Here is a 17,431-nt window from a genome sequence, read left to right as displayed (position 1 = left end):
TAGGTAACGGTATGTCTTCGAGATCGGAGCACGCAACAGCGAATTTCGAGACCTATCTCGGGTTCGGCGCGGGCGTACGGACCAACGTCAGGTGCGAGGTTCGGCGCAACTCGAACCCGATGGACAAGTAGAGCTCGATGGCGCGGACGTTCGCGTCCGACGCATGCAGGAACGGCTCCTCACCGCGGGCGCGAATACCGTGACCGACCGCGCGAACCAGGTCGGTGGCCAACCCCTGCCCGCGGAACGCCGGGTCGGTGCAGACCGCGCTGATCTCCGTCCACCCCGGAGGGTGCATGCGCTCGCCCGCCATCGCGTTCAGCACGCCATCGCGTCGAACACCGAGGTACGTGCCGAGTTCGATGGTGCGGGGCAGGAACGGTCCGGGCTCGGTGCGGCCGACCAGGTCGAGCATCTCCGGGACATCCGCTGCCGTCAGCTCGACCGCCTCGGCGAAGGGCCGCGTCTCGAGATGCGTGCCGACCAGCTGCACCAAGCCGAATGTTTCCACCTGCGACCACCCTTCGGGCAGTGCGCGTTCCGGACCGTTCAGCCCTACGACGGTGCGTGGCCCGAACAGGGCGGCGATGTCGTCCCAGTCCTGGGACTCGAGCACGTCGGGGTGCACCAGGAACGGAGACACCTCGGGATCGGCCCGCACGATCCGCCCACGCCGGACCGCGAACCGCGAGAGCGAGCCCTCGAGGGAATTACGAACGGGGTCGTCGAGAGGATGAGCAGACACGACAGACAGCGTCGCACGAACCGACACACGGCTTTGCGCGCCGTCGGACTCGACACCAATACTTATACCGGTATCGTTGTTCGGCATACGTCGAAAGGCACCACATGATCGAAATCCTTCCCCCCACCAAGATCCCCCTCGCGCGCGAATCCGGAGCCCTGGTCGCCGGAATTCTTCGGACCGTCCGCGAACGCGCCACAGTCGGCACCAATCTGCTCGAGATCGATCAGTGGACCAAGGAGATCATCGAGGGAGCCGGGGCGACGTCCTGCTACGTCGACTACGCGCCGTCCTTCGGCCGCGGTCCGTTCGGTCACTACATCTGCACCTCCGTCAACGATGCTGTGCTGCACGGCCTTCCGCACGACTACGCGCTGGGCGACTGCGACCTGCTGACTCTGGACCTGGCCGTGATCCTCGGCGGCGTCGCAGCGGACTCGGCCATCAGTTTCGTCGTGGGTGAGAACAAGCCCGCCAAGAGCCTCGAGATGATCGACGCCACCGAGCGCGCGCTGGCCGCGGGAATCGAAGCGGCTCGACCGGGCAACAAGATCGGCGATATCTCCCACGCCATCGGCACGGTGCTCAGCGCTGCCGGGTACCCGATCAACATGCAGTTCGGCGGCCACGGCATCGGCTCGACGATGCACCAGGATCCCCACGTCTCCAACTCCGGACGTCCCGGCCGTGGTTACCGTCTACGCCCGGGCTTGATGTTGGCACTGGAGCCGTGGGTCATGGAGGACACCGCCGAACTCGTCACCGATCCCGACGGCTGGACTCTGCGCAGTACGACGGGCTGCCTCACCGCTCACAGCGAGCACACCGTGATCATCACCGACGACGGTGCCGAGATCATGACCCTGCCCAAGCTCTGACCGTCGATCGACTCACCACCGTTTCTCGAAGGTGTTGGAGAACGGGAGCACTTCGTAGGGCGCGAACACCGGGATACGGGTGTAACCGCTTTTCTCGTACAGCCTCACTGCGTCGGGCTGACGGTCTCCGGTTTGCAGGATCAGCCGCGGCAGTCCCTGCTCACGAGCCGCGTTCTCCGAGGCGACCAGCAGTGCCGTCGAGACGCCTGTTCCACGGTGGTCTATGTGGACGAACATTCGTTTGAGCTCGAGGTCGAGCCCGTTCCACCGCAGTGCCGCATGGCCGACCGCCTGCTCGACCCCCTCGGCATCGCGGCGGTAGACGACGAACGTGCGGTGCACCGTGCCCTCGTCGACGGCATTGGCCTGGGTCTTCGCCATCAGGGCAGCGCGATCTGCGTAGCGAGGACCCACCTCGGCGGCCATCTCGGCCCGGAGAGCGTCGGCGTCGGGATGATCCCAGTCGACGGAACGGGTGATGAGGTCGGTGCAAGGGTGGAGTGCGTCGGTCACGCCTGATCGCAACATGCGCGAGATCCTCCGGTCAACCGTTGCAATCACGGTGAGCGCATCCCTGACGAAACCTCACCCCATCGATCATTCTGTGACTGTGAACGAGAACTGTCACTGCCCACGCTGACCATCCGACCCAGTTCTGCAGCGCACGTTCGTCACAGGAGACAACCAGCTATGAGCACCGAAGCCACAGTCGTCCTCCGCATTTCGGACTCGGGCACGTCGTCCTTGCAGGGATTGACCCGCCCACAACTGCACGCACTCGCCGATGCCCTTCGTGGCGCAGCGAAAAGCTATGCCCCGCATGCGAAGATCCTCACCCGATTCGACGTGCGGGTCAACGAACTCAACGCTCCTCTGGTGATCGACCTGCCGGCTCGCGACGTGATCGTCGGCGGCAAGAGTGTGCGCCTCAGCCACACCGAGTTCGAGATCTTCGCGTATCTAGCGCAGCGCCCACGCGTCGTCGTCGGGAGGTCGGAGTTGAGTACCTCGGACGGCGGTCGCAGCGTCGACGTTCACCTGTCTCGTGTGCGAACCAAGCTCGGTCACTTCGGCCGGCTGATCACCACCGTCCGCGGTGCCGGCTACCGGTTCGACCCGGAGCCGGGCATCCGCGTCATCACCGACCCGACCGTACTGCGGAGCGCCTGACCGTTACTGCGACAGTGCGACGGACCTGCGACGACGATTTCGGCGAACGACAACGAAGACCAGCAGAGCCACGAGGACCACGGCGATGATCGCGCCCAATGCCGTCGCGCCGCGGAAGCCCGGTGCGCTGGTGTCGAGAGTGCGTTCGCCGGCATGAGCGGCATTGCTGGTTCCGAGAACGATGGTGAGTGTCAACAGGTTCGGGATGGCGGTGACGACAGCCAGGATGACCGATCCGATCGCCAGTTGCTTTCCTGCCCTGCCTTTGCGAACCGACCATGCGCTCCAGAAGAACACCAGCGGCGCGAAGGTGCAGACGATGCCGAACAGCAGTCCCCACAAGATGCCCTTGGTGAACGTGCGATCGGCCAGTTCCTCGACCCGCAGACTCCACCAGCGCGGCAGGAAAGCCGCGAGGATGAAGTAGGCGATCAGAAGCAGCACGATGCCCGCTCCGACGAGGATGGCGCGTCGTTTCCAGTTGGCCGAACTGGTCGACGATGCGGGCGTGGTCGGATCGGCAGTCATGTCGCAATCGTAGATCGTGCAGAGCGCTACCCCACGCGAGTCGAGACCCGATCGTTAGCTGGACCGCCCGCGAACGAACGACGTTAGACTCCTCGGCCATGGTCGCCGACTCCCTGCGCGAATGGCTCATCGACTCGGATCCGGCGCTGCGTTGGCAGGTCGAGCGCGACATCGTGAACGAATCCCCCGCGATATGGGAGGCAACGCGCGCACGAGTGCCGACCGAAGGATTCGGTGCACGGCTATTGGCGCTGCAGGACGCGGACGGCCAATGGGCGGGTGGTGCGTACTTCCCTGCCGGCTTCGACGGTTCGGCCGAACCGGGGCAACCCTGGACCGCAACCACCTGGTCGCTGAACTCGCTGCGCGAATGGGGTGTCGACCCAGCCGTTCTGCAATCGCGTCGCACCGCAGAGCTGCTCGCGGAGAACAGCCGGTGGGAGTACGAGAACCTGCCGTACTGGGGCGGCGAGGTGGACTGCTGCATCAATGCGTGGACCCTCGCCAACGGGCTGTGGCTCGGTGCCGACGTCGAGGGCATCGTCGAATGGTTTCTCGAGCACCAACTGCAGGACGGCGGATGGAACTGCGAGTGGGTCGACGGTTCGACCCGATCGTCGTTCCACTCGACGCTGAACTCGTTGAAAGGATTGCTGGAGTACGACAGGGCCACCCGCGCCACGATGGAGACGCGGGCCGCACGACGCACCGGTGAAGAATATCTGTTGACGCGAAAGCTGTTGTACACGTTGTCCACCGGCGAGGCGGTCGGACCCTGGGTGAGTCGCTTCGTCCACCCGTTCCGCTGGATGTACAGCGCTCTCAACGCACTCGACTATTTTCGGCACGCGTCTCTGCTCGACGGAACGCAGCCGGATCGCCGTCTGGAGGAGGCAATCGGAGTCGTCCGGGCCGCCCGACAGAGCGACGGAACGTGGTTGCAGGGTCGAACCCTGTCCGGTCGGGTCTGGTTCGAGACCGACGTGCCGGAGGGCGAACGCTCGAAGTACCTGACCTTGATCGGAACCCGAGTGCTGACATGGTGGGATTCATACGACCGCTGACACGAAAACGCCCCACCCCCACTGCACCTCGGCCGGATTCGACGTCGTTCAGCCGCGAACACCGAAGTCGACGGCAGCGTGGGTACAGGCAGGTTGTGATCCCAGACGATCGATGATGGCCGTCAGTCGTCTTCTGAGCCAGGTCATGAACGCGACGCTAGGCTCGCCGCCCGAACAGCGCACCCGTTGCAATCACGCTGATTCGAAGGCCTGGCGCTACCGATCCTGTTCCGTCGACCTCCAAGAAGATCCGGTCTCCCGTTCGAAAGCTGGTCGCACGTCGACCGTGTCGTACACGATCGACAGTGTTGTGATCCGGCCGTCGTCGTCGAGTTCGGCGACATCGACGACGTCGAACGGGGCAGCCACCCCGGAGGGTAGCCGCCAGTCGAAATGGAACCAGAACGTGACGAGCCGCGTTCCTGCCGAGGTGTGCCCCTCTGACACGCCCTTCGACGTCAGCTCCGCGCTGTCGGTATCGATGAACAAAGCGCGATAGAAGTCGGGTGCGGGAGTCGGACCGTACAACGGCGAATGCACAACGGCACCTGGCGCGAACAGACTCACGATCGCATCGAGGTCGGCGCGATGGAGGGCGTCGAGGTAGCTCTTCACCAGGTCGTCCGTGGCCGAGTTCATGCGCCCACGCTAACCGATCGCAGAACGTCCGCGGCGGCCTGCCACAGAGCGGATCGAACAGCTCCCGCGTCAGGGAATCAGGACGAACTTTCCGCGCGGATGCGTCGATTGCAGTTCAGCGTGCGCCACGGCAGCCTCGGCGAGCGGGAAGGTCTTGGCAACCGTCACCTCGAACACACCTGCACCTGCCTGCTCCAACAGCCGCGGGGATGCGAGGCGTCGCCGCTCCATGCTCGCCGGCCCGCCGACGGTGAGGAACCCGTCCGCCGAAGCCCGTCCGAATGCTCCCGTGGTGACCAATCTCGCTCGGTCTGTGAGCAATTCGAGAGATACGTCGACGGCCTCGTCGGTGCCCACCGTGTCGATTGCCGCGTCGATACCGTTCGGGGCGGCTGCTCGTACCCGGTCGATCAGTCCGGTGCCGTACTCGACGGGCACGGCACCGTAGGCACGGAGCGCGTCGTGGTTCTGTTGGCGTGCAGTCCCGATGACGGTGGCACCGCGCTCCTTCGCGAGCTGTGCCACCACTGACCCCACCCCGCCTGCCGCCCCATGCACGAGAACAGTGTCACCGCCCTTGACGCCAACGGATTCCAGTGCGTCGTAAGCAGTTCCAGCTACAGCGAGCACACCGGCAGCAACCATCCAGTCCAAGGCTTTCGGCTTCGGGAACACGAATCGCGCGGGAACCAGAATCCTCTCGGCGTACGTGCCGTTCCGGCCGGACACGATCACCTCGTCGCCGACGGCGACAGGGCCGACCGGGCCCTCGACGGCTCCGCCGACCGCAACGACGATCCCCGACGCCTCGCTGCCCAATGCGATCGGGAGCTTGGATTCGTCGGTGCCGAAAGCACCGCTGTAACTCTTGAAGTCGAAGGGGTTGACGCCGATCGCCTTCACCTCGACCAGAACCTCGCCCTCGGACGGCTCAGGTAGCTCTTGCTCGACGATCTCGACGACTTCCGGACCACCGTAGGACGCTGCAACCGCAACTCGTGTCATGCGCGGTACAACGGTCACCACGACGCAAATGTTCCGCTCAGACTCGGAGCCGCGGCAGTCCCCACTCCTTGCCGAGCAATTCGTACGAGCGCAGCCTGTCCGCATGGTCGTACGTGACCGAGGTGAGTACCAGTTCGTCCGCACCGGTCGCTTCCTGCAGCGCCTCCAGCCTGTCCGACACCGTTGCCGCGGATCCGACGAACTGGGTCTCCACCCGATCGGCGACGAGCCGATACTGCTCGTCGGTCAGTGCGGCGACGCTCGTCGGATCCGGATACTCGACGGCACCTCGACCACTGCGAATACTGTGCACCCACTGTGGAAACGACGCAGCCAGCTCACGGGCTTGCGAATCCGATTCCGCAACCACCGCATCGGCCGAGACAGCCACGTAGGGCTCGGACAAGCGGGTCGACGGAACGAACGCTCGGCGATACTCGTCGATCGCATCGAGGGTCGTTCCCGGGCTGAAGTGGTAGCTGGCCGCGAACGGCAGACCGCGGGCACCGGCCTCACGGGCCGTGGGCCCGGCACTGCTGCCGAACAGCCACAGCGACACGTCGGCCCCGACACCCGGGCGTGCCGTCAACGGCACCCCGTCGCGCTCGTAGGTACCGACGAGCAACGCAGCGAGGTCGTCGAGTTGCTCGACGAATTCCGGAGCCTGAGCGTGCGGTTGCTGAAGCGCAGCCAACGATGCGGCCAGCAGCGGGGTCTTCCGCGGTGCCGCCTCGGCGGGGGCAACCGGGAACAGTCCGCCGGGCCCCGAAGACACGGCGGGCTCGGGAGCGGACGGTGGTGCACCGGCCAGGGCTGCTGCTCGCCGCTGCCCGGACCTACCGACACCCAGATCGATACGTCCCGGATACAACGCATCCACCGTCCCGAAGGACTCCACAACGGCAGCAGCCGTCGTGAACCCCAGCTGCACAGCCGCGGATCCGACGCGAATCCTGTTGGTGGCAGCGGCGATCAGACCGATCAACACGGCAGGTGACGAACTCGCGACTGCCACGAAGTGGTGCTCGGCCACCCAGTAGCGCTCGTAACCCCACTCCTCGGTCTGGCGAGCCAGATCGACGGTGTTTCGCAGTGCCTGCGAGACTGTCGACCCCTCGCTGATCGGGGACAGATCGAGAACCGACAACGGAACGCGCGTCATCTCGGGTTCTTCTCCCCGGCTTCGACGGCGACGGTCAGCCTGTTCTCGGCCGGTGCCACGGGGCACGTCGCGTAGTCGGTGAATGCACACGGAAGGTTGGAAGCGCGGTTGAAATCGAGAACGACGGTGCCGTCCACCGGAGCGGGCACTGCCAGGATCCGCGCAGCCGGGTAGGTGGTCACCCCGCTCGTGGCATCGGTGAACAGGACCTTCAGACCATTGCCGTTGCCGTTGCCGCCGAACGCAATCAGCTGCGCGGCGGTACCGGCCAATTCGAAGTCGAGAGTGCCAACCGCCGAGTGATGATGTTCGAGTCCTTCCACCACCGCTCCGGTCGTGACGGTCACCGGCGAGTCGTACGAGGTGAACGTCCCGGTGGCAACGAACTTCTCGCTCGGTTCGTAGGCCGGGATGCCGCTGTAGGACTGCAGGGTCGGAGCTTTCGGGTCGTGAACCCGCAGTGCGACCGAACCCGTGCGACGGATCACCTCGATACGCCGATCGCCGTCCTCGACCAGAATCCCCGGCGCACCCTCCACCGGATTCAGCGTCGTCACGCCGTCGAGCCCTTCGACAGTCACCGAGTCGGCGTCGGCCTTCCACCGGCCGGGGAGATCCGCGACAGTCTCGAATTCATCGGTGAGCCAATACAACCCGGTCAACGACACCCAACCGAGCGAATCACCGTAGGACGCCTCGCGGTCTGCATGCCACTGCTTCCAGTCCTGCTCGAATTCACTCATGATGCTCGCACTCCTTCTCGCTGTTCGTACGGATGGCGCAGACCGAGGTGGTCGCGCAAGGTGGTTCCCCTGTATTCGGTGCGAAAGCTGCCGCGGTCCTGAAGTTCCGGTATCACCTTGTCGACGAATTCATCGAGGCCGGCCGGGGTGATATGCGGGACGAGAATGAACCCGTCGCTGGCGTTGTTCTGCACATAGCTGTCGATTTCCGCGGCCACCTGCGCGGGGGTTCCGACGAACTGCTGCCGCGTCGTCATCGCGATGATCAGTTCACGAATGCTCAGGTTCTCGGCCTGGGCGCGCTCGCGGTACTGCTGCGCAATGGTTCTGGGGTCGCCGTGTCGCGCACGGCCCCGGGTGATGGACACATCGCCGCTGGGTTCGATGTCGGGCAGTGGCCCGTCCGGGTCGTACGCGGACATGTCCTGTCCCCACACCTGCTCGAGGAATGCGATGGCCGTCCTGCCGCTGACCTGCTGATGCCGGATGTGGTCCGCCTTCTCGGCGGCGTCCTGCGCAGAATCGCCGAGCACGAACGTCGCGGCGGGCAGCACCTTCAGGTCGTCGTGCTCGCGGCCGTACTTGGCGAGCCGACCCTTGACGTCGGAGTAGAACTTCTGTCCGTCCTCGAGCGTGCCGTGGATGGTGAAGATGGCGTCGGCTTTGGCCGCACCGAACTCGCGGCCCTCGTCGGAATCGCCTGCCTGCAACAGAACCGGATGTCCCTGCGGACTGCGCGGCAGCGTGAAGCGACCCTGGACATCGAATTGCGGACCGGAATGCGAGACTGCGCGGATCTCGGATTCGCGACCGAAAATGCCACGCTCGCGATCGACGACGAACGCGTCGGACTGCCAGGAGTCCCAGAGCTTTCGCGCGACGTCGATGATCTCGTTGGCCCGCACGTAACGGTCGGCACGATCGAGGTAGCCACCCCGCCGAAAATTCTCGCCGGTGAACGCGTCCGAGGACGTCACCATGTTCCATGCCGCCCTACCGTCGGACAGATGATCCAGCGACGAGAATTGTTTGGCGAGCTCGAACGGTTCGTTGAACGTGGTGTTGATCGTCCCAGCCAGTCCGAGTTTGGTCGTCACCGACGCAAGCGCATTGAGGACGGTGAGCGTGTCCGGTCGCCCGACCACATCGAGATCGTGAATCTTGTTGCGGTGCTCTCGCAGTCGCAGTCCTTCGGCGAGGAAGAAGAAATCGAACAGACCGCGTTCGGCCGATTCGGCGAGGTGCACGAACGAGTCGAACTCGATCTGGCTCTTCGATTCCGGATCGGCCCAGACGGTGGTGTTGTTGACGCCGGGGAAATGAGCACCCAGATGTATCTGCTTCTTCGTCACAGGCTCTTCCCTTCGAGTGCGTAGCGATTGACCGGACGCGACAGGCCGAGACGATCACGCAGAGTCGATCCACTGCGGGTGTCCGTGGCCGGTAGTGCCTCTACTCCTGACGGCAACGCGAGCGGTACCAGGGTGACTCCGTCCAGGCCGGCTGCTTCGATCGAACCGAGCAGGAGATGAAGGCCTGCCAGGTCGCCGATATGCGACACACTCTCGGCGGCTCTGACGTGCCCCGCCCAGTTGTCGAGCTGAGCGAGTTCTTCAGCGGCAGAATCGGATACCAAGGCCTCCACGTCCAGCAGGACGAACACGTCGGCCGGGTCACGGCCTTCCGCGACGACGGCGCGTCGAATACGGGCGGCGGTCGTTGCCGCATCCTCGACCGTGTCGGCGACGATGCGGACGATGTCGGCACGCGCGGCGGCCACCGATACGGATTCCTCGGAGTCGCCGCGAATCACGACGAGTGGCTGCCCCTGCGGAGATCTCGGAGTGATCGACGGACCCTTGACCGAGAAGTTCTCACCCTCGAAGTCGATGTAGTGCAGCTTGTCTCGGTCGATGAACCGTCCCGATTCGACATCGCGGATCTCCGCGTCGTCCTCCCAGCTGTCCCAGAGCCTGGTGACGACTTCGATTGCCTCGTCCGCTTCGCGCCACAGGCTGCCGTTGTCCTGCTCCGCTTTCCGGCCGAACAGCGCTGCCTGCTCGGCTCCCGGACTCACCTCGACCTGCCAACCGGCCCGGCCGTGGGACGCGAAATCGAGGCTCGCGATCTGCTTCGAGATATGGAACGGCTCGGTGTGCGTGACGGTGATCGTGGGTACCAGCCCGATGTTGTCGGTGCGGGCGGCGGCCCGAGCCGCGATTGCTGCGGCCTCGAGCGTCCGACTGGCGAACGAATCGCCCAGGAACGCAAGATCGATACCCGCTCGGTCTGCAGTCCGGAGCTGGTCGATCCAGAACCCGGCTGTGAACACCTCTTCGACGCGAGAATCGGGACGACGCCAGGCCTGAGGATGTGCGCCGGTGCCTCTCAGCTCGATCGCGGTCAGAAACAGCTTGTCAGACACTGGTGCTCGCTTTCTCGTGCGTGCTTCCGGGAATGGCCCCGAGTAGCTCGCGGGTGTAGTCCTGCTGCGGATTGTCGAACAGTGTTGCGGTGTCGCCGTATTCCACGATGACGCCGGATTGCATGACGGCCACGGTGTCACTGATCTGACGAACGACGGCCAGATCGTGCGAGATCAAGAGGTAGCTCAGACCCAGCTCGGACTGCAGGTCGCCCAGCAGCGTCAGAATCTGCGCCTGCACCGATACGTCGAGGGCCGAGACCGGCTCGTCGAGCACCACCAGTTCCGGTGCGAGAGCCAACGCTCGGGCAATGGCAACGCGCTGGCGCTGCCCGCCGGAGAGCTCGGCCGGCCGGCGGGCCAGGTAGTCGCTGGTGAGTGCTACCTGATCGAGAAGCGTCCTGGCGCGCTCGGAACGCTCACTCGAGGAACCGATCTTGAACGCATCCAACGGTTCTCGCACGATCTCGCCGACGCGCAGCTTCGGGTTCAGTGAGGCGTACGGGTTCTGATAGACGATCTGAACACGCCGCCGCAGTTCACGCCTGGCCTTGCCACGCAGACCGGTGATGTCCCTGCCGTCGAAAGTGACCGAACCCGACGACGCGGTCTCGAGACCGATCGCGATGCGCGCCAACGTGGACTTGCCCGACCCGGACTCGCCGACGAGGGAGACCGTCCGCCCACGTTCGACGGTCAACGTGGCTTTTCTGACCGCATCGAGGTGAACGCCGCGGCCTATGGTGAACCGCTTCGAGACGTCGGCGACCGTCAGGATCGGCTCGGCCGCCGTGGTGTGCGCGGGTCGCACGGTCGTATTCAGCGACGGTGCCGCGGCCAACAGCTGACGTGTGTACGCGTGCGTCGGGTTCGCCAGTACCTCTGCGGTGGGACCGGATTCGACGATCCGTCCTGCGCTCATGACGATCAGGCGATCGGCTCTGTCCGCAGCCACGCCCAAGTCGTGGGTGATCAACAAGACAGCGGCACCGGTCTCGGCGATTCGGGTGTCGAGATGGTCGAGGATTCGACGCTGCACAGTGACGTCGAGGGCACTGGTCGGCTCGTCGGCGATCACCAGATCCGGGCGGCACGCGAGAGCGATTCCGATCAGTACGCGCTGACGCTGCCCACCGGACAGGTCCTGCGGATACTGCCGCGCCCGCACTTCGGGGTTGTCCAGACCGGCTTCGGTGAGGATGCGAATCGCCTCGATCGTCGCGGAGCGTCGATCGGCCAGACCGTGCACCCGCAGCACCTCGGCAACCTGGTCGCCGACGCGAACCACCGGGTTCAGCGAGGTGGTCGGATCCTGAGGGACGAGCCCGATGTGGCGGCCGCGCAACCGGTTCAGCGTCTTGTCCGACGCCGTATCGAGCCGTTGCCCGTCGAACGTCACCGATCCGCCCACGATGCGTCCGGAACCCGAGAGCAGACCGATGAGGGCGTGCGCAGTCGTCGACTTTCCGGAGCCCGATTCACCGACCACGGCCACCACTTCACCGCGGTCGACTGTGAACCCGACGCCGGAGACGGCGGTCGTCTCACCGTAGTTCACGTGCAGATTCTCTACTTCGAGAATGGGGCTCATTGTGATCGCCTTTCGAGTGCATGCCCGAGGCGGTGCGCGGACACGACGACGGCCACGATCACCAATCCCGGCAATGTTGTCATCCACCAGGCGGTGGCCAGGAAGTTGCGGCCCTCGGAGATCAGCGATCCCCACTCCGGGGTGGGCGGAGCAGCGCCGAAACCGAGGAAGCTCAGCGCCGATACCGCGAGAACTGCCATACCGAATTCGACTGCAGCGAGGGCAATCACGGGGCCGTACGAGTTTCTGAGGATGTGCCTGCGGAACACATCGAACCACCTCACACCCGAGGCGTAGGCCGCTTCGACGTACAGGGATCTGCGCACCCGCAGTACTTCCGAGCGCATCACTCTGGCGAAGTTGGCAATCAGCGTGACACCGACGGCGATAGCGACGTTCACAGTGCCGAAGCCCAGAGCGGTCACCAGTGCCAACGAGAGCAGCAGCGTCGGAATCGACAGCAACACATCGACGATTCGCATCAGCACCGCGTCGACCATTCCGCCGACGGCACCCGAAACCAGACCGATGATCGAGCCGACCACCAGGGCGATACCGACAGCCAACAGCGTTGCCGTCAGAGACAGTCCGGAACCATGGACCACTCGGGTGAAGACGTCACGGCCGATGTTGTCGGTGCCGAACCAGTGCGACGCGCTGGGTGCCTGGAGTTTATCGGCCGGTGTACCGACCAGCGGGTCGCCGCTGGCGAAGACGGACGGGAACAACGCGAACCCGAGAGCCAGCAACAGCACGACCACGGAGCCAGCGAGCCAGATGTGCTTCAACACGTCTCGCGGACCCCGGTGCCGCGTGGGTGCCGGTGCGTCTTCGCCTGCCGCGGGAATTGCCGAATGAACGGCAGGTTCACGAATCAATATGTCAGACATGAGCTTTCTCCGGTTCTGCACTGGCCCGCGCGGGCCGGTATTCGCGCACGATGCGCGGATCGATCAGCGGATAGAGCAGGTCGACTGCGAGATTGACCAGGACGAAGACCAGCGAGGTCAGAACGACGATGCCCTGCACCACCGGAATGTCCTGGGCCAGGACCGATGTCTGGGTCAACCGTCCGACTCCGGCGCGGGAGAACACCGTCTCGACCACCACCGATCCGGCCAGCAGGGTGCCCACCAGCACCCCGGCAATCGTGAAGGCAGGGATCGAAGACAGTCGCAGAACGTGTCGAGTCTGCACCCGGAGGCGTGAGACCCCCTTGGCGCGGGCCACATCCACAAACGGTTGCTTCCACGTGGTGGCCATGCTGGTAGCCAGGACCTGAGCGACGACAGCACCGGTCGGCAATGCCAGTGTCACCGCAGGCAGCACCAACGACGCTGCGCCTGCGTCGCCGAATGCGGGGAACCAGCGCAGTCGGAACGAGAACAGTTGCAGCAGCAGCAGTCCTACCCAGAACGTCGGCACCGCCACCCCGAGCGGTGGGAGTGCGAGCAACAGGTTCTTCAGCCATGCGATCTGGGTGTACGTGGCGGCGTAGGCCACCGCGGATCCGAACACGACCGCCAGCACCAGGGCAGTGGCCGCCAAACCGAGTGTGCTGGGCACCGCGTCGAGAATGGCCGTCGTCACCGACTGGCCGGTGGCAATGGACAATCCGAAGTCGCCCTGCACGGCCCCGACCAGTGAATGCCAATACTGCACCAGCACCGGCTGATCCAGGCCGTAGCGAGCCTGCAGTTCGGCGATGGCCGCAGCGTCCGCCGGGGTGCCCGATCCGGCCGAGTCCACGGCAAGACTGACCGGGTCCGACGGAAGGAGGAAGAGCACGATGAACGAGATGGTGAACGCAGCCCACAGCACTGCCAGTGCCTGCAGTACTCGCTGTCCGATGTAGCGGGTCACGGCGCTACTACCCGCTCAGCCAGGTGTCGAAGAACTGCAGGCGAGCGGAGGCCTCGAACTTCAGATCCTGTACTTTCGACGCCGCGCCGACGGCCTGCGAGAGCTCGATCGTGGGAATCCACAAACCGTTGTCGAGCACCTGCTGCTGCGCGGTTGCGAGGATCTCGTTGCGCTCGGCCACGTCGGTGGTCGAGAGCTGCTCGGACAACGATGCATCCAGATCCGGAATCGGGCCGCGCGCGTTCAGGTTCCGCCCGTCCACGGCAAACGAGGTACGCAGAATATCCCCGTCGGCGCGAGTGCTGTTGTAGTACGTGGAGTCGTAGTCCTTGGTGCCCTGCCGCGCCGTCGCCTCCGAATTGGAGACCAGCTCGAGCTGTAGGTCGGCACCAACCGCGCGCAATTGCTGCTGGGTCAGCTCCAGAATCGCCTGGTTGCCGGCGAACACGGCCGAGTACATGACCTTGAAACTCAGCTTCTGCCCGTCTTTTTCGCGGATCCCGTCGGCTCCGGGAGCCCAACCCGCTGCGTCGAGGAGCGACTTCGACTTCTCGGGATCGTAGGTGACGTCGGCGAGTTCGACGTACCCCGGGGTGGCACTGGCCAACGTGCTTGTCGCCGTTCGGAAGTCAGGTCCGAGAACTGTGTCGACGAGTTCCTGACGGTTGATCGCCGGCACCAGGGCCGTTCGGACGGCGGGGTCCTGCAGCGCTCCGCGAGTGACGTTGGGCTGAATGCCGAACGGAACGCCGGGGTTGGACGTCGCCAGGATCCGGCCACCGGTCGCCTCGATCTGCGGCGCGTCCTGCGGTAACGCGTCACTGACCGCGTCGAGCTGGTCGGAGGACAAACTGCCGGTACGTACACCCGACTCGGGCACGATGGTGAATTCGATGCGGTCCAGGTACGCCTCGCCCTCGTGACCGAATACCGCAGAGCCCCAGTTGTATCCGGTTCGCTTGGCCAAGGTGACGGAGCGGTCCTGTTGGTAGTCCGCGTAGGTGAACGGTCCCGATCCGATGTTGGTACCCAAGCACCGCGACTCGGCCGACTGGGCCGAGGTCGCGACGGATTGAATTCCGAGCTGAGGCGTCGAACTCGCCTGCAGGAACTGCGCATTCGGTGCCGCGAAGTCGATGCGGACCGTGAGCGGATCGACGACCGTGGCACCTTGATATCCGGTCAGGTAACTGGCGGCCAGCGGCGCCTTGGCGGCACCGAGAGTGCCGGTGATGGCGTCGAAATTGTCCTTGACGGCAGCGGCATCGAGCGGGGTGCCGTCACTGAACGTCACACCGTCTTTCAGCTGGAAGGTGAACGACCTTGCGTCCGGACTCACTTCCCAGCTCTCGGCCAGCCATGGCTCGATCTCGCCGGTCTCCGGATTCTGATCGGTGAGTGAGTCGACCACCTGGCGGGTGACGTAGATCGTCTGATTGGTACCGGACTGTGCCGGGTCGGAGCAGGTGGGAGCGCCGGACAGACCGTAGCGCAGCGTCCCTCCGGACTGCGGTGGTCCGGCGTCGGCAGCCGAGGTGGAGGCGCTCCCTGCGCACCCGGCGAGCAGTGTGGCGGTGGCGGCGATTACTCCGGCCACCAAAAGAACAGGGCGAGTGGACACGTGGGTGTCTCCGGTATCTGGTCGATCGCACGAGAACTCCCGCGTCCGAGCCATGTGTGCCCAGGAAGGAGTTCGTGCAGATGATGAGGTGTGGTGTCGAAAAGTACGGTGCCGAAATGTCAGCTACGACAGGTCGAACCGTTCAGACGGCACAGATCGACATGAATCCGACGGCATCCGTCGACGAAACCTGAGGCGACTCGGGTGTTCACGTACATTCCTCCATCGGTCCCGGCGGTAGCACCCTCACCCGACGAGTCGGGGGGTTGCTGCGACGTCATAGAGCCAGGTCTCTCGGTCGCTCTGGATGGTCCTACGTTCTCGATACTACGAGAGGGCCGGCGCAGTTGCCAACCGGGGTAGGAATTCCCCAGCACGTGAGACCGTAGAAGCATGAACGACGAGACGGAGATCCCGTTGCCCGGAGGGAACAGGACCGTCGTGCATCGGGTCGGCGAGACGGTGCGTCGAACAACGGGTGACCACTCGGCCGCGGTGCACGTTCTACTGAACCATCTGGAGCGCAGAGGTTTCCAATACGCTCCGCGATTCTTGGGAGTAGACGACAAGGGTCGAGAAATACTCACGTACCGGCATGGAATTGTCGGCAACTATCCGATTCCTGCCGACATTCGCACCATCGAAGCGCTGGAAAGCGCTACCCGAATCTTGCGTCGGCTGCACGACCTCACCGTCGGTCTGCGATTGCCCGACGGTCACGCCATACACCTGCCCGACGGCATCGAACCCGAGGTGATCTGCCACTGGGACGCAGCCCCGTACAACATCGTCTTCGAGGGTTCCACTGCCGTCGCCTTGATAGATTTCGACGAAGCCGGACCGGGCCGACGCATCGACGACCTGGCCTATTTCGCCTATCGATTCGCACCTCTCTGCAGTGACGACAACTTCTTCGACGGAGGGTGGACGCCGGATACCGATCGATGCGACAGGGAATACTTCCGACGAGTCAGGTGCCGACGACCCATTGCTTCCACGACCGGCTGAGCCACCGGCTCCCAGCGAACAGCAAGAGCCGTACCGACTCAGACGGCCATCGGCAAGGCGGAAGTTTCGCTGCCGCGGCGGTCCGAATCCGTGGGCTGCTGAGCAAGTTTCGACTCGTGCACATCCAAGCGGTGCACCCAATAGCCGAGCGCGTCTTCGGTGGCGGCAAACCGATCGAGTGCTTCGATGCACAACCAGGTCGCGACGGAAAGATCCTCGTCCTCGCTGTCGAGACCGACCAGTGCCACTTCGTCTCCCACGGCAAGCAGAGCACGGTCTACTTCCGAACCACTGCACTCCAGCCACTCCAAGGCGCGACGGAGCAACCTCCAATCCGACTGGGGAACAGGCTCGGAAGCCGATTGTCTGCACAATTCAGCTGTGGCGGCGAGCGCATCCACAACCGGTTTGGACACTGCTCCATCCAATTCGACGAGCAATCCTCGCTCCGAATCGATCAGGTCTGCCATGCAGTGCCAGCGGACGGGTATTGCTGTGTCCTCGGGCCACAACTCCGTCATTCCGAATTGAAGTCGGGCGATCAGTTCCCTCGGTGAACTGCACGAAGCGGCGAAGCGAAAAGCGTCGTTCATGTCGATCATCCCCACTGGGTCAACACTCAGCCAACGGACACCGGCTCGGAATCGAGCTCCGGAGGTGCTGCAATGCAGTCGCGTCTGTCGCCGAACAAGCAACGCTGCTGTGGTCGTTACGTCTGCCTTGCCCGCTATTGAACGCCGTGACCAGCGACAGCGCGACTCGGCGTTACGCAAAACCGACAATGTCACAATTTCGAGGCTCGGTTATCCACGCCATAACACGACACTCGGAACCGTGACCGTCAATGCATCGTGCGACCCCTGAGTCCTGGGAACTTCTGTTCGAAAGTTTGTCGGTGGGTCGCGGTAGATTCTGTTCATGCTTTCGGGGGACGGCGGATCAGGGGTGGACGGCATCGAGACGGTGCCGCCCGCCCCTGAGGTGTCCGA

At 64.4% G+C, this 17,431-nt stretch carries 18 protein-coding genes and 1 riboswitch; of the genes, 4 read left to right on the top strand and 14 right to left on the bottom strand.

All coding sequences use genetic code 11. The features are described 5' to 3' along the window. Positions 1-52: 52 nt before the first annotated feature. Positions 53-745 carry a GNAT family N-acetyltransferase gene (locus CH251_RS15365; RefSeq protein ID WP_094614072.1) on the bottom strand — a complete coding sequence of 231 codons (693 nt, stop codon included), beginning with the start codon at positions 743-745 and terminating at the stop codon, positions 53-55. A 104-nt stretch (positions 746-849) separates the two neighbouring features. Between CH251_RS15365 and map the strand changes: the two genes are divergently transcribed. Further along, positions 850-1,623, top strand: coding sequence for a type I methionyl aminopeptidase (map, locus tag CH251_RS15360; RefSeq protein ID WP_094613914.1), 774 nt, complete (start codon positions 850-852; stop codon positions 1,621-1,623). A gap of 12 nt (positions 1,624-1,635) precedes the next feature. Here map and CH251_RS15355 read toward each other — a convergent pair whose 3' ends face one another. Continuing rightward, a complete protein-coding gene (locus CH251_RS15355) occupies positions 1,636-2,151 on the bottom strand; it encodes a GNAT family N-acetyltransferase (RefSeq protein WP_094614071.1) in 516 nt (171 codons plus the stop codon). Positions 2,152-2,313: 162 nt separating this feature from the next. Here CH251_RS15355 and CH251_RS15350 point away from each other — a divergent pair, with 162 nt between their 5' ends. Next, positions 2,314-2,793 (top strand): winged helix-turn-helix domain-containing protein, encoded by a 480-nt coding sequence (locus CH251_RS15350; protein WP_094613913.1) that lies wholly within the window; start codon positions 2,314-2,316, stop codon positions 2,791-2,793. Positions 2,794-2,796: 3 nt separating this feature from the next. On the opposite strand, the gene CH251_RS15345 is transcribed toward CH251_RS15350, so the two are convergent. Next, positions 2,797-3,321, bottom strand: a complete 525-nt coding sequence (locus tag CH251_RS15345; protein ID WP_094613912.1) for a permease — start codon at positions 3,319-3,321, stop codon at positions 2,797-2,799. Between the two features lie 98 nt (positions 3,322-3,419). On the opposite strand from CH251_RS15345, the gene CH251_RS15340 reads away from it, so the two are divergent. Beyond that, positions 3,420-4,385 carry a squalene cyclase gene (locus tag CH251_RS15340; protein WP_094613911.1) on the top strand — a complete coding sequence of 322 codons (966 nt, stop codon included), beginning with the start codon at positions 3,420-3,422 and terminating at the stop codon, positions 4,383-4,385. Between the two features lie 216 nt (positions 4,386-4,601). Here the strand turns inward: CH251_RS15340 and CH251_RS15335 are convergent, their stop codons facing one another. From CH251_RS15335 to CH251_RS15290, 10 genes are all read right to left on the bottom strand, one after another. Next, the gene (locus CH251_RS15335; protein WP_094613910.1) at positions 4,602-5,024 is read right to left on the bottom strand and encodes a nuclear transport factor 2 family protein; all 423 of its coding nucleotides are present in this window, start codon (positions 5,022-5,024) and stop codon (positions 4,602-4,604) included. A gap of 69 nt (positions 5,025-5,093) precedes the next feature. Continuing rightward, on the bottom strand, positions 5,094-6,029 hold the full coding sequence (locus CH251_RS15330) for an NADP-dependent oxidoreductase (RefSeq protein WP_094614070.1): 936 nt from the start codon (positions 6,027-6,029) through the stop codon (positions 5,094-5,096). Between the two features lie 37 nt (positions 6,030-6,066). After that, positions 6,067-7,191 (bottom strand): LLM class flavin-dependent oxidoreductase, encoded by a 1,125-nt coding sequence (locus CH251_RS15325; protein ID WP_094613909.1) that lies wholly within the window; start codon positions 7,189-7,191, stop codon positions 6,067-6,069. Beyond that, entirely contained in the window at positions 7,188-7,934 is a 747-nt protein-coding gene (locus tag CH251_RS15320) for a DUF1684 domain-containing protein (RefSeq protein ID WP_094613908.1), read from the bottom strand. Before CH251_RS15320 ends, CH251_RS15325 begins: the two co-directional genes overlap by 4 nt. Continuing rightward, positions 7,931-9,286 carry an NtaA/DmoA family FMN-dependent monooxygenase gene (locus CH251_RS15315; protein ID WP_094613907.1) on the bottom strand — a complete coding sequence of 452 codons (1,356 nt, stop codon included), beginning with the start codon at positions 9,284-9,286 and terminating at the stop codon, positions 7,931-7,933. The genes CH251_RS15320 and CH251_RS15315 overlap by 4 nt, the downstream gene beginning before the upstream one ends. Next, on the bottom strand, positions 9,283-10,359 hold the full coding sequence (locus CH251_RS15310; protein WP_094613906.1) for an LLM class flavin-dependent oxidoreductase: 1,077 nt from the start codon (positions 10,357-10,359) through the stop codon (positions 9,283-9,285). The genes CH251_RS15315 and CH251_RS15310 overlap by 4 nt, the downstream gene beginning before the upstream one ends. Further along, the gene (locus CH251_RS15305) at positions 10,352-11,950 is read right to left on the bottom strand and encodes an ABC transporter ATP-binding protein (protein ID WP_094613905.1); all 1,599 of its coding nucleotides are present in this window, start codon (positions 11,948-11,950) and stop codon (positions 10,352-10,354) included. The genes CH251_RS15310 and CH251_RS15305 overlap by 8 nt, the downstream gene beginning before the upstream one ends. Continuing rightward, entirely contained in the window at positions 11,947-12,840 is an 894-nt protein-coding gene (locus tag CH251_RS15300; protein WP_094613904.1) for an ABC transporter permease, read from the bottom strand. Before CH251_RS15300 ends, CH251_RS15305 begins: the two co-directional genes overlap by 4 nt. Further along, positions 12,833-13,813, bottom strand: a complete 981-nt coding sequence (locus CH251_RS15295; RefSeq protein WP_094613903.1) for an ABC transporter permease — start codon at positions 13,811-13,813, stop codon at positions 12,833-12,835. Before CH251_RS15295 ends, CH251_RS15300 begins: the two co-directional genes overlap by 8 nt. 7 nt (positions 13,814-13,820) lie before the next feature. After that, positions 13,821-15,434 (bottom strand): ABC transporter substrate-binding protein, encoded by a 1,614-nt coding sequence (locus CH251_RS15290; RefSeq protein ID WP_373454955.1) that lies wholly within the window; start codon positions 15,432-15,434, stop codon positions 13,821-13,823. Between the two features lie 219 nt (positions 15,435-15,653). Further along, positions 15,654-15,748: riboswitch (SAM riboswitch) on the bottom strand. Positions 15,749-15,827: 79 nt separating this feature from the next. Between CH251_RS15290 and CH251_RS15285 the strand changes: the two genes are divergently transcribed. Further along, positions 15,828-16,442, top strand: coding sequence for a phosphotransferase (locus tag CH251_RS15285; protein ID WP_094613901.1), 615 nt, complete (start codon positions 15,828-15,830; stop codon positions 16,440-16,442). 38 nt (positions 16,443-16,480) lie between these two features. On the opposite strand, the gene CH251_RS15280 is transcribed toward CH251_RS15285, so the two are convergent. Next, entirely contained in the window at positions 16,481-16,912 is a 432-nt protein-coding gene (locus CH251_RS15280) for a hypothetical protein (RefSeq protein ID WP_218828307.1), read from the bottom strand. Between the last annotated feature and the right edge of the window lie 519 nt (positions 16,913-17,431).

It is taken from the genome of Rhodococcus sp. 06-462-5 (assembly GCF_002258315.1).
In the GTDB taxonomy this organism is placed as follows: Bacteria; Actinomycetota; Actinomycetes; order Mycobacteriales; family Mycobacteriaceae; genus Rhodococcoides.
The sequence above is the reverse complement of the archived record's forward strand: the minus strand, read 5'-3'. Positions and strand labels throughout refer to the sequence as shown.

Excerpts from the sequence above, each read along its gene's own strand:
- map (WP_094613914.1), top strand. The coding sequence starts at position 850 with ATGATCGAAATCCTTCCCCCCACCAAGATCCCCCTCGCGCGCGAATCC.
- CH251_RS15355 (WP_094614071.1), bottom strand. The coding sequence starts at position 2,151 with ATGTTGCGATCAGGCGTGACCGACGCACTCCACCCTTGCACCGACCTC.
- CH251_RS15350 (WP_094613913.1), top strand. The coding sequence starts at position 2,314 with ATGAGCACCGAAGCCACAGTCGTCCTCCGCATTTCGGACTCGGGCACG.
- CH251_RS15345 (WP_094613912.1), bottom strand. The coding sequence starts at position 3,321 with ATGACTGCCGATCCGACCACGCCCGCATCGTCGACCAGTTCGGCCAAC.
- CH251_RS15340 (WP_094613911.1), top strand. The coding sequence starts at position 3,420 with ATGGTCGCCGACTCCCTGCGCGAATGGCTCATCGACTCGGATCCGGCG.
- CH251_RS15335 (WP_094613910.1), bottom strand. The coding sequence starts at position 5,024 with ATGAACTCGGCCACGGACGACCTGGTGAAGAGCTACCTCGACGCCCTC.
- CH251_RS15330 (WP_094614070.1), bottom strand. The coding sequence starts at position 6,029 with ATGACACGAGTTGCGGTTGCAGCGTCCTACGGTGGTCCGGAAGTCGTC.
- CH251_RS15325 (WP_094613909.1), bottom strand. The coding sequence starts at position 7,191 with ATGACGCGCGTTCCGTTGTCGGTTCTCGATCTGTCCCCGATCAGCGAG.
- CH251_RS15320 (WP_094613908.1), bottom strand. The coding sequence starts at position 7,934 with ATGAGTGAATTCGAGCAGGACTGGAAGCAGTGGCATGCAGACCGCGAG.
- CH251_RS15305 (WP_094613905.1), bottom strand. The coding sequence starts at position 11,950 with ATGAGCCCCATTCTCGAAGTAGAGAATCTGCACGTGAACTACGGTGAG.
- CH251_RS15300 (WP_094613904.1), bottom strand. The coding sequence starts at position 12,840 with ATGTCTGACATATTGATTCGTGAACCTGCCGTTCATTCGGCAATTCCC.
- CH251_RS15285 (WP_094613901.1), top strand. The coding sequence starts at position 15,828 with ATGAACGACGAGACGGAGATCCCGTTGCCCGGAGGGAACAGGACCGTC.
- CH251_RS15280 (WP_218828307.1), bottom strand. The coding sequence starts at position 16,912 with ATGGCAGACCTGATCGATTCGGAGCGAGGATTGCTCGTCGAATTGGAT.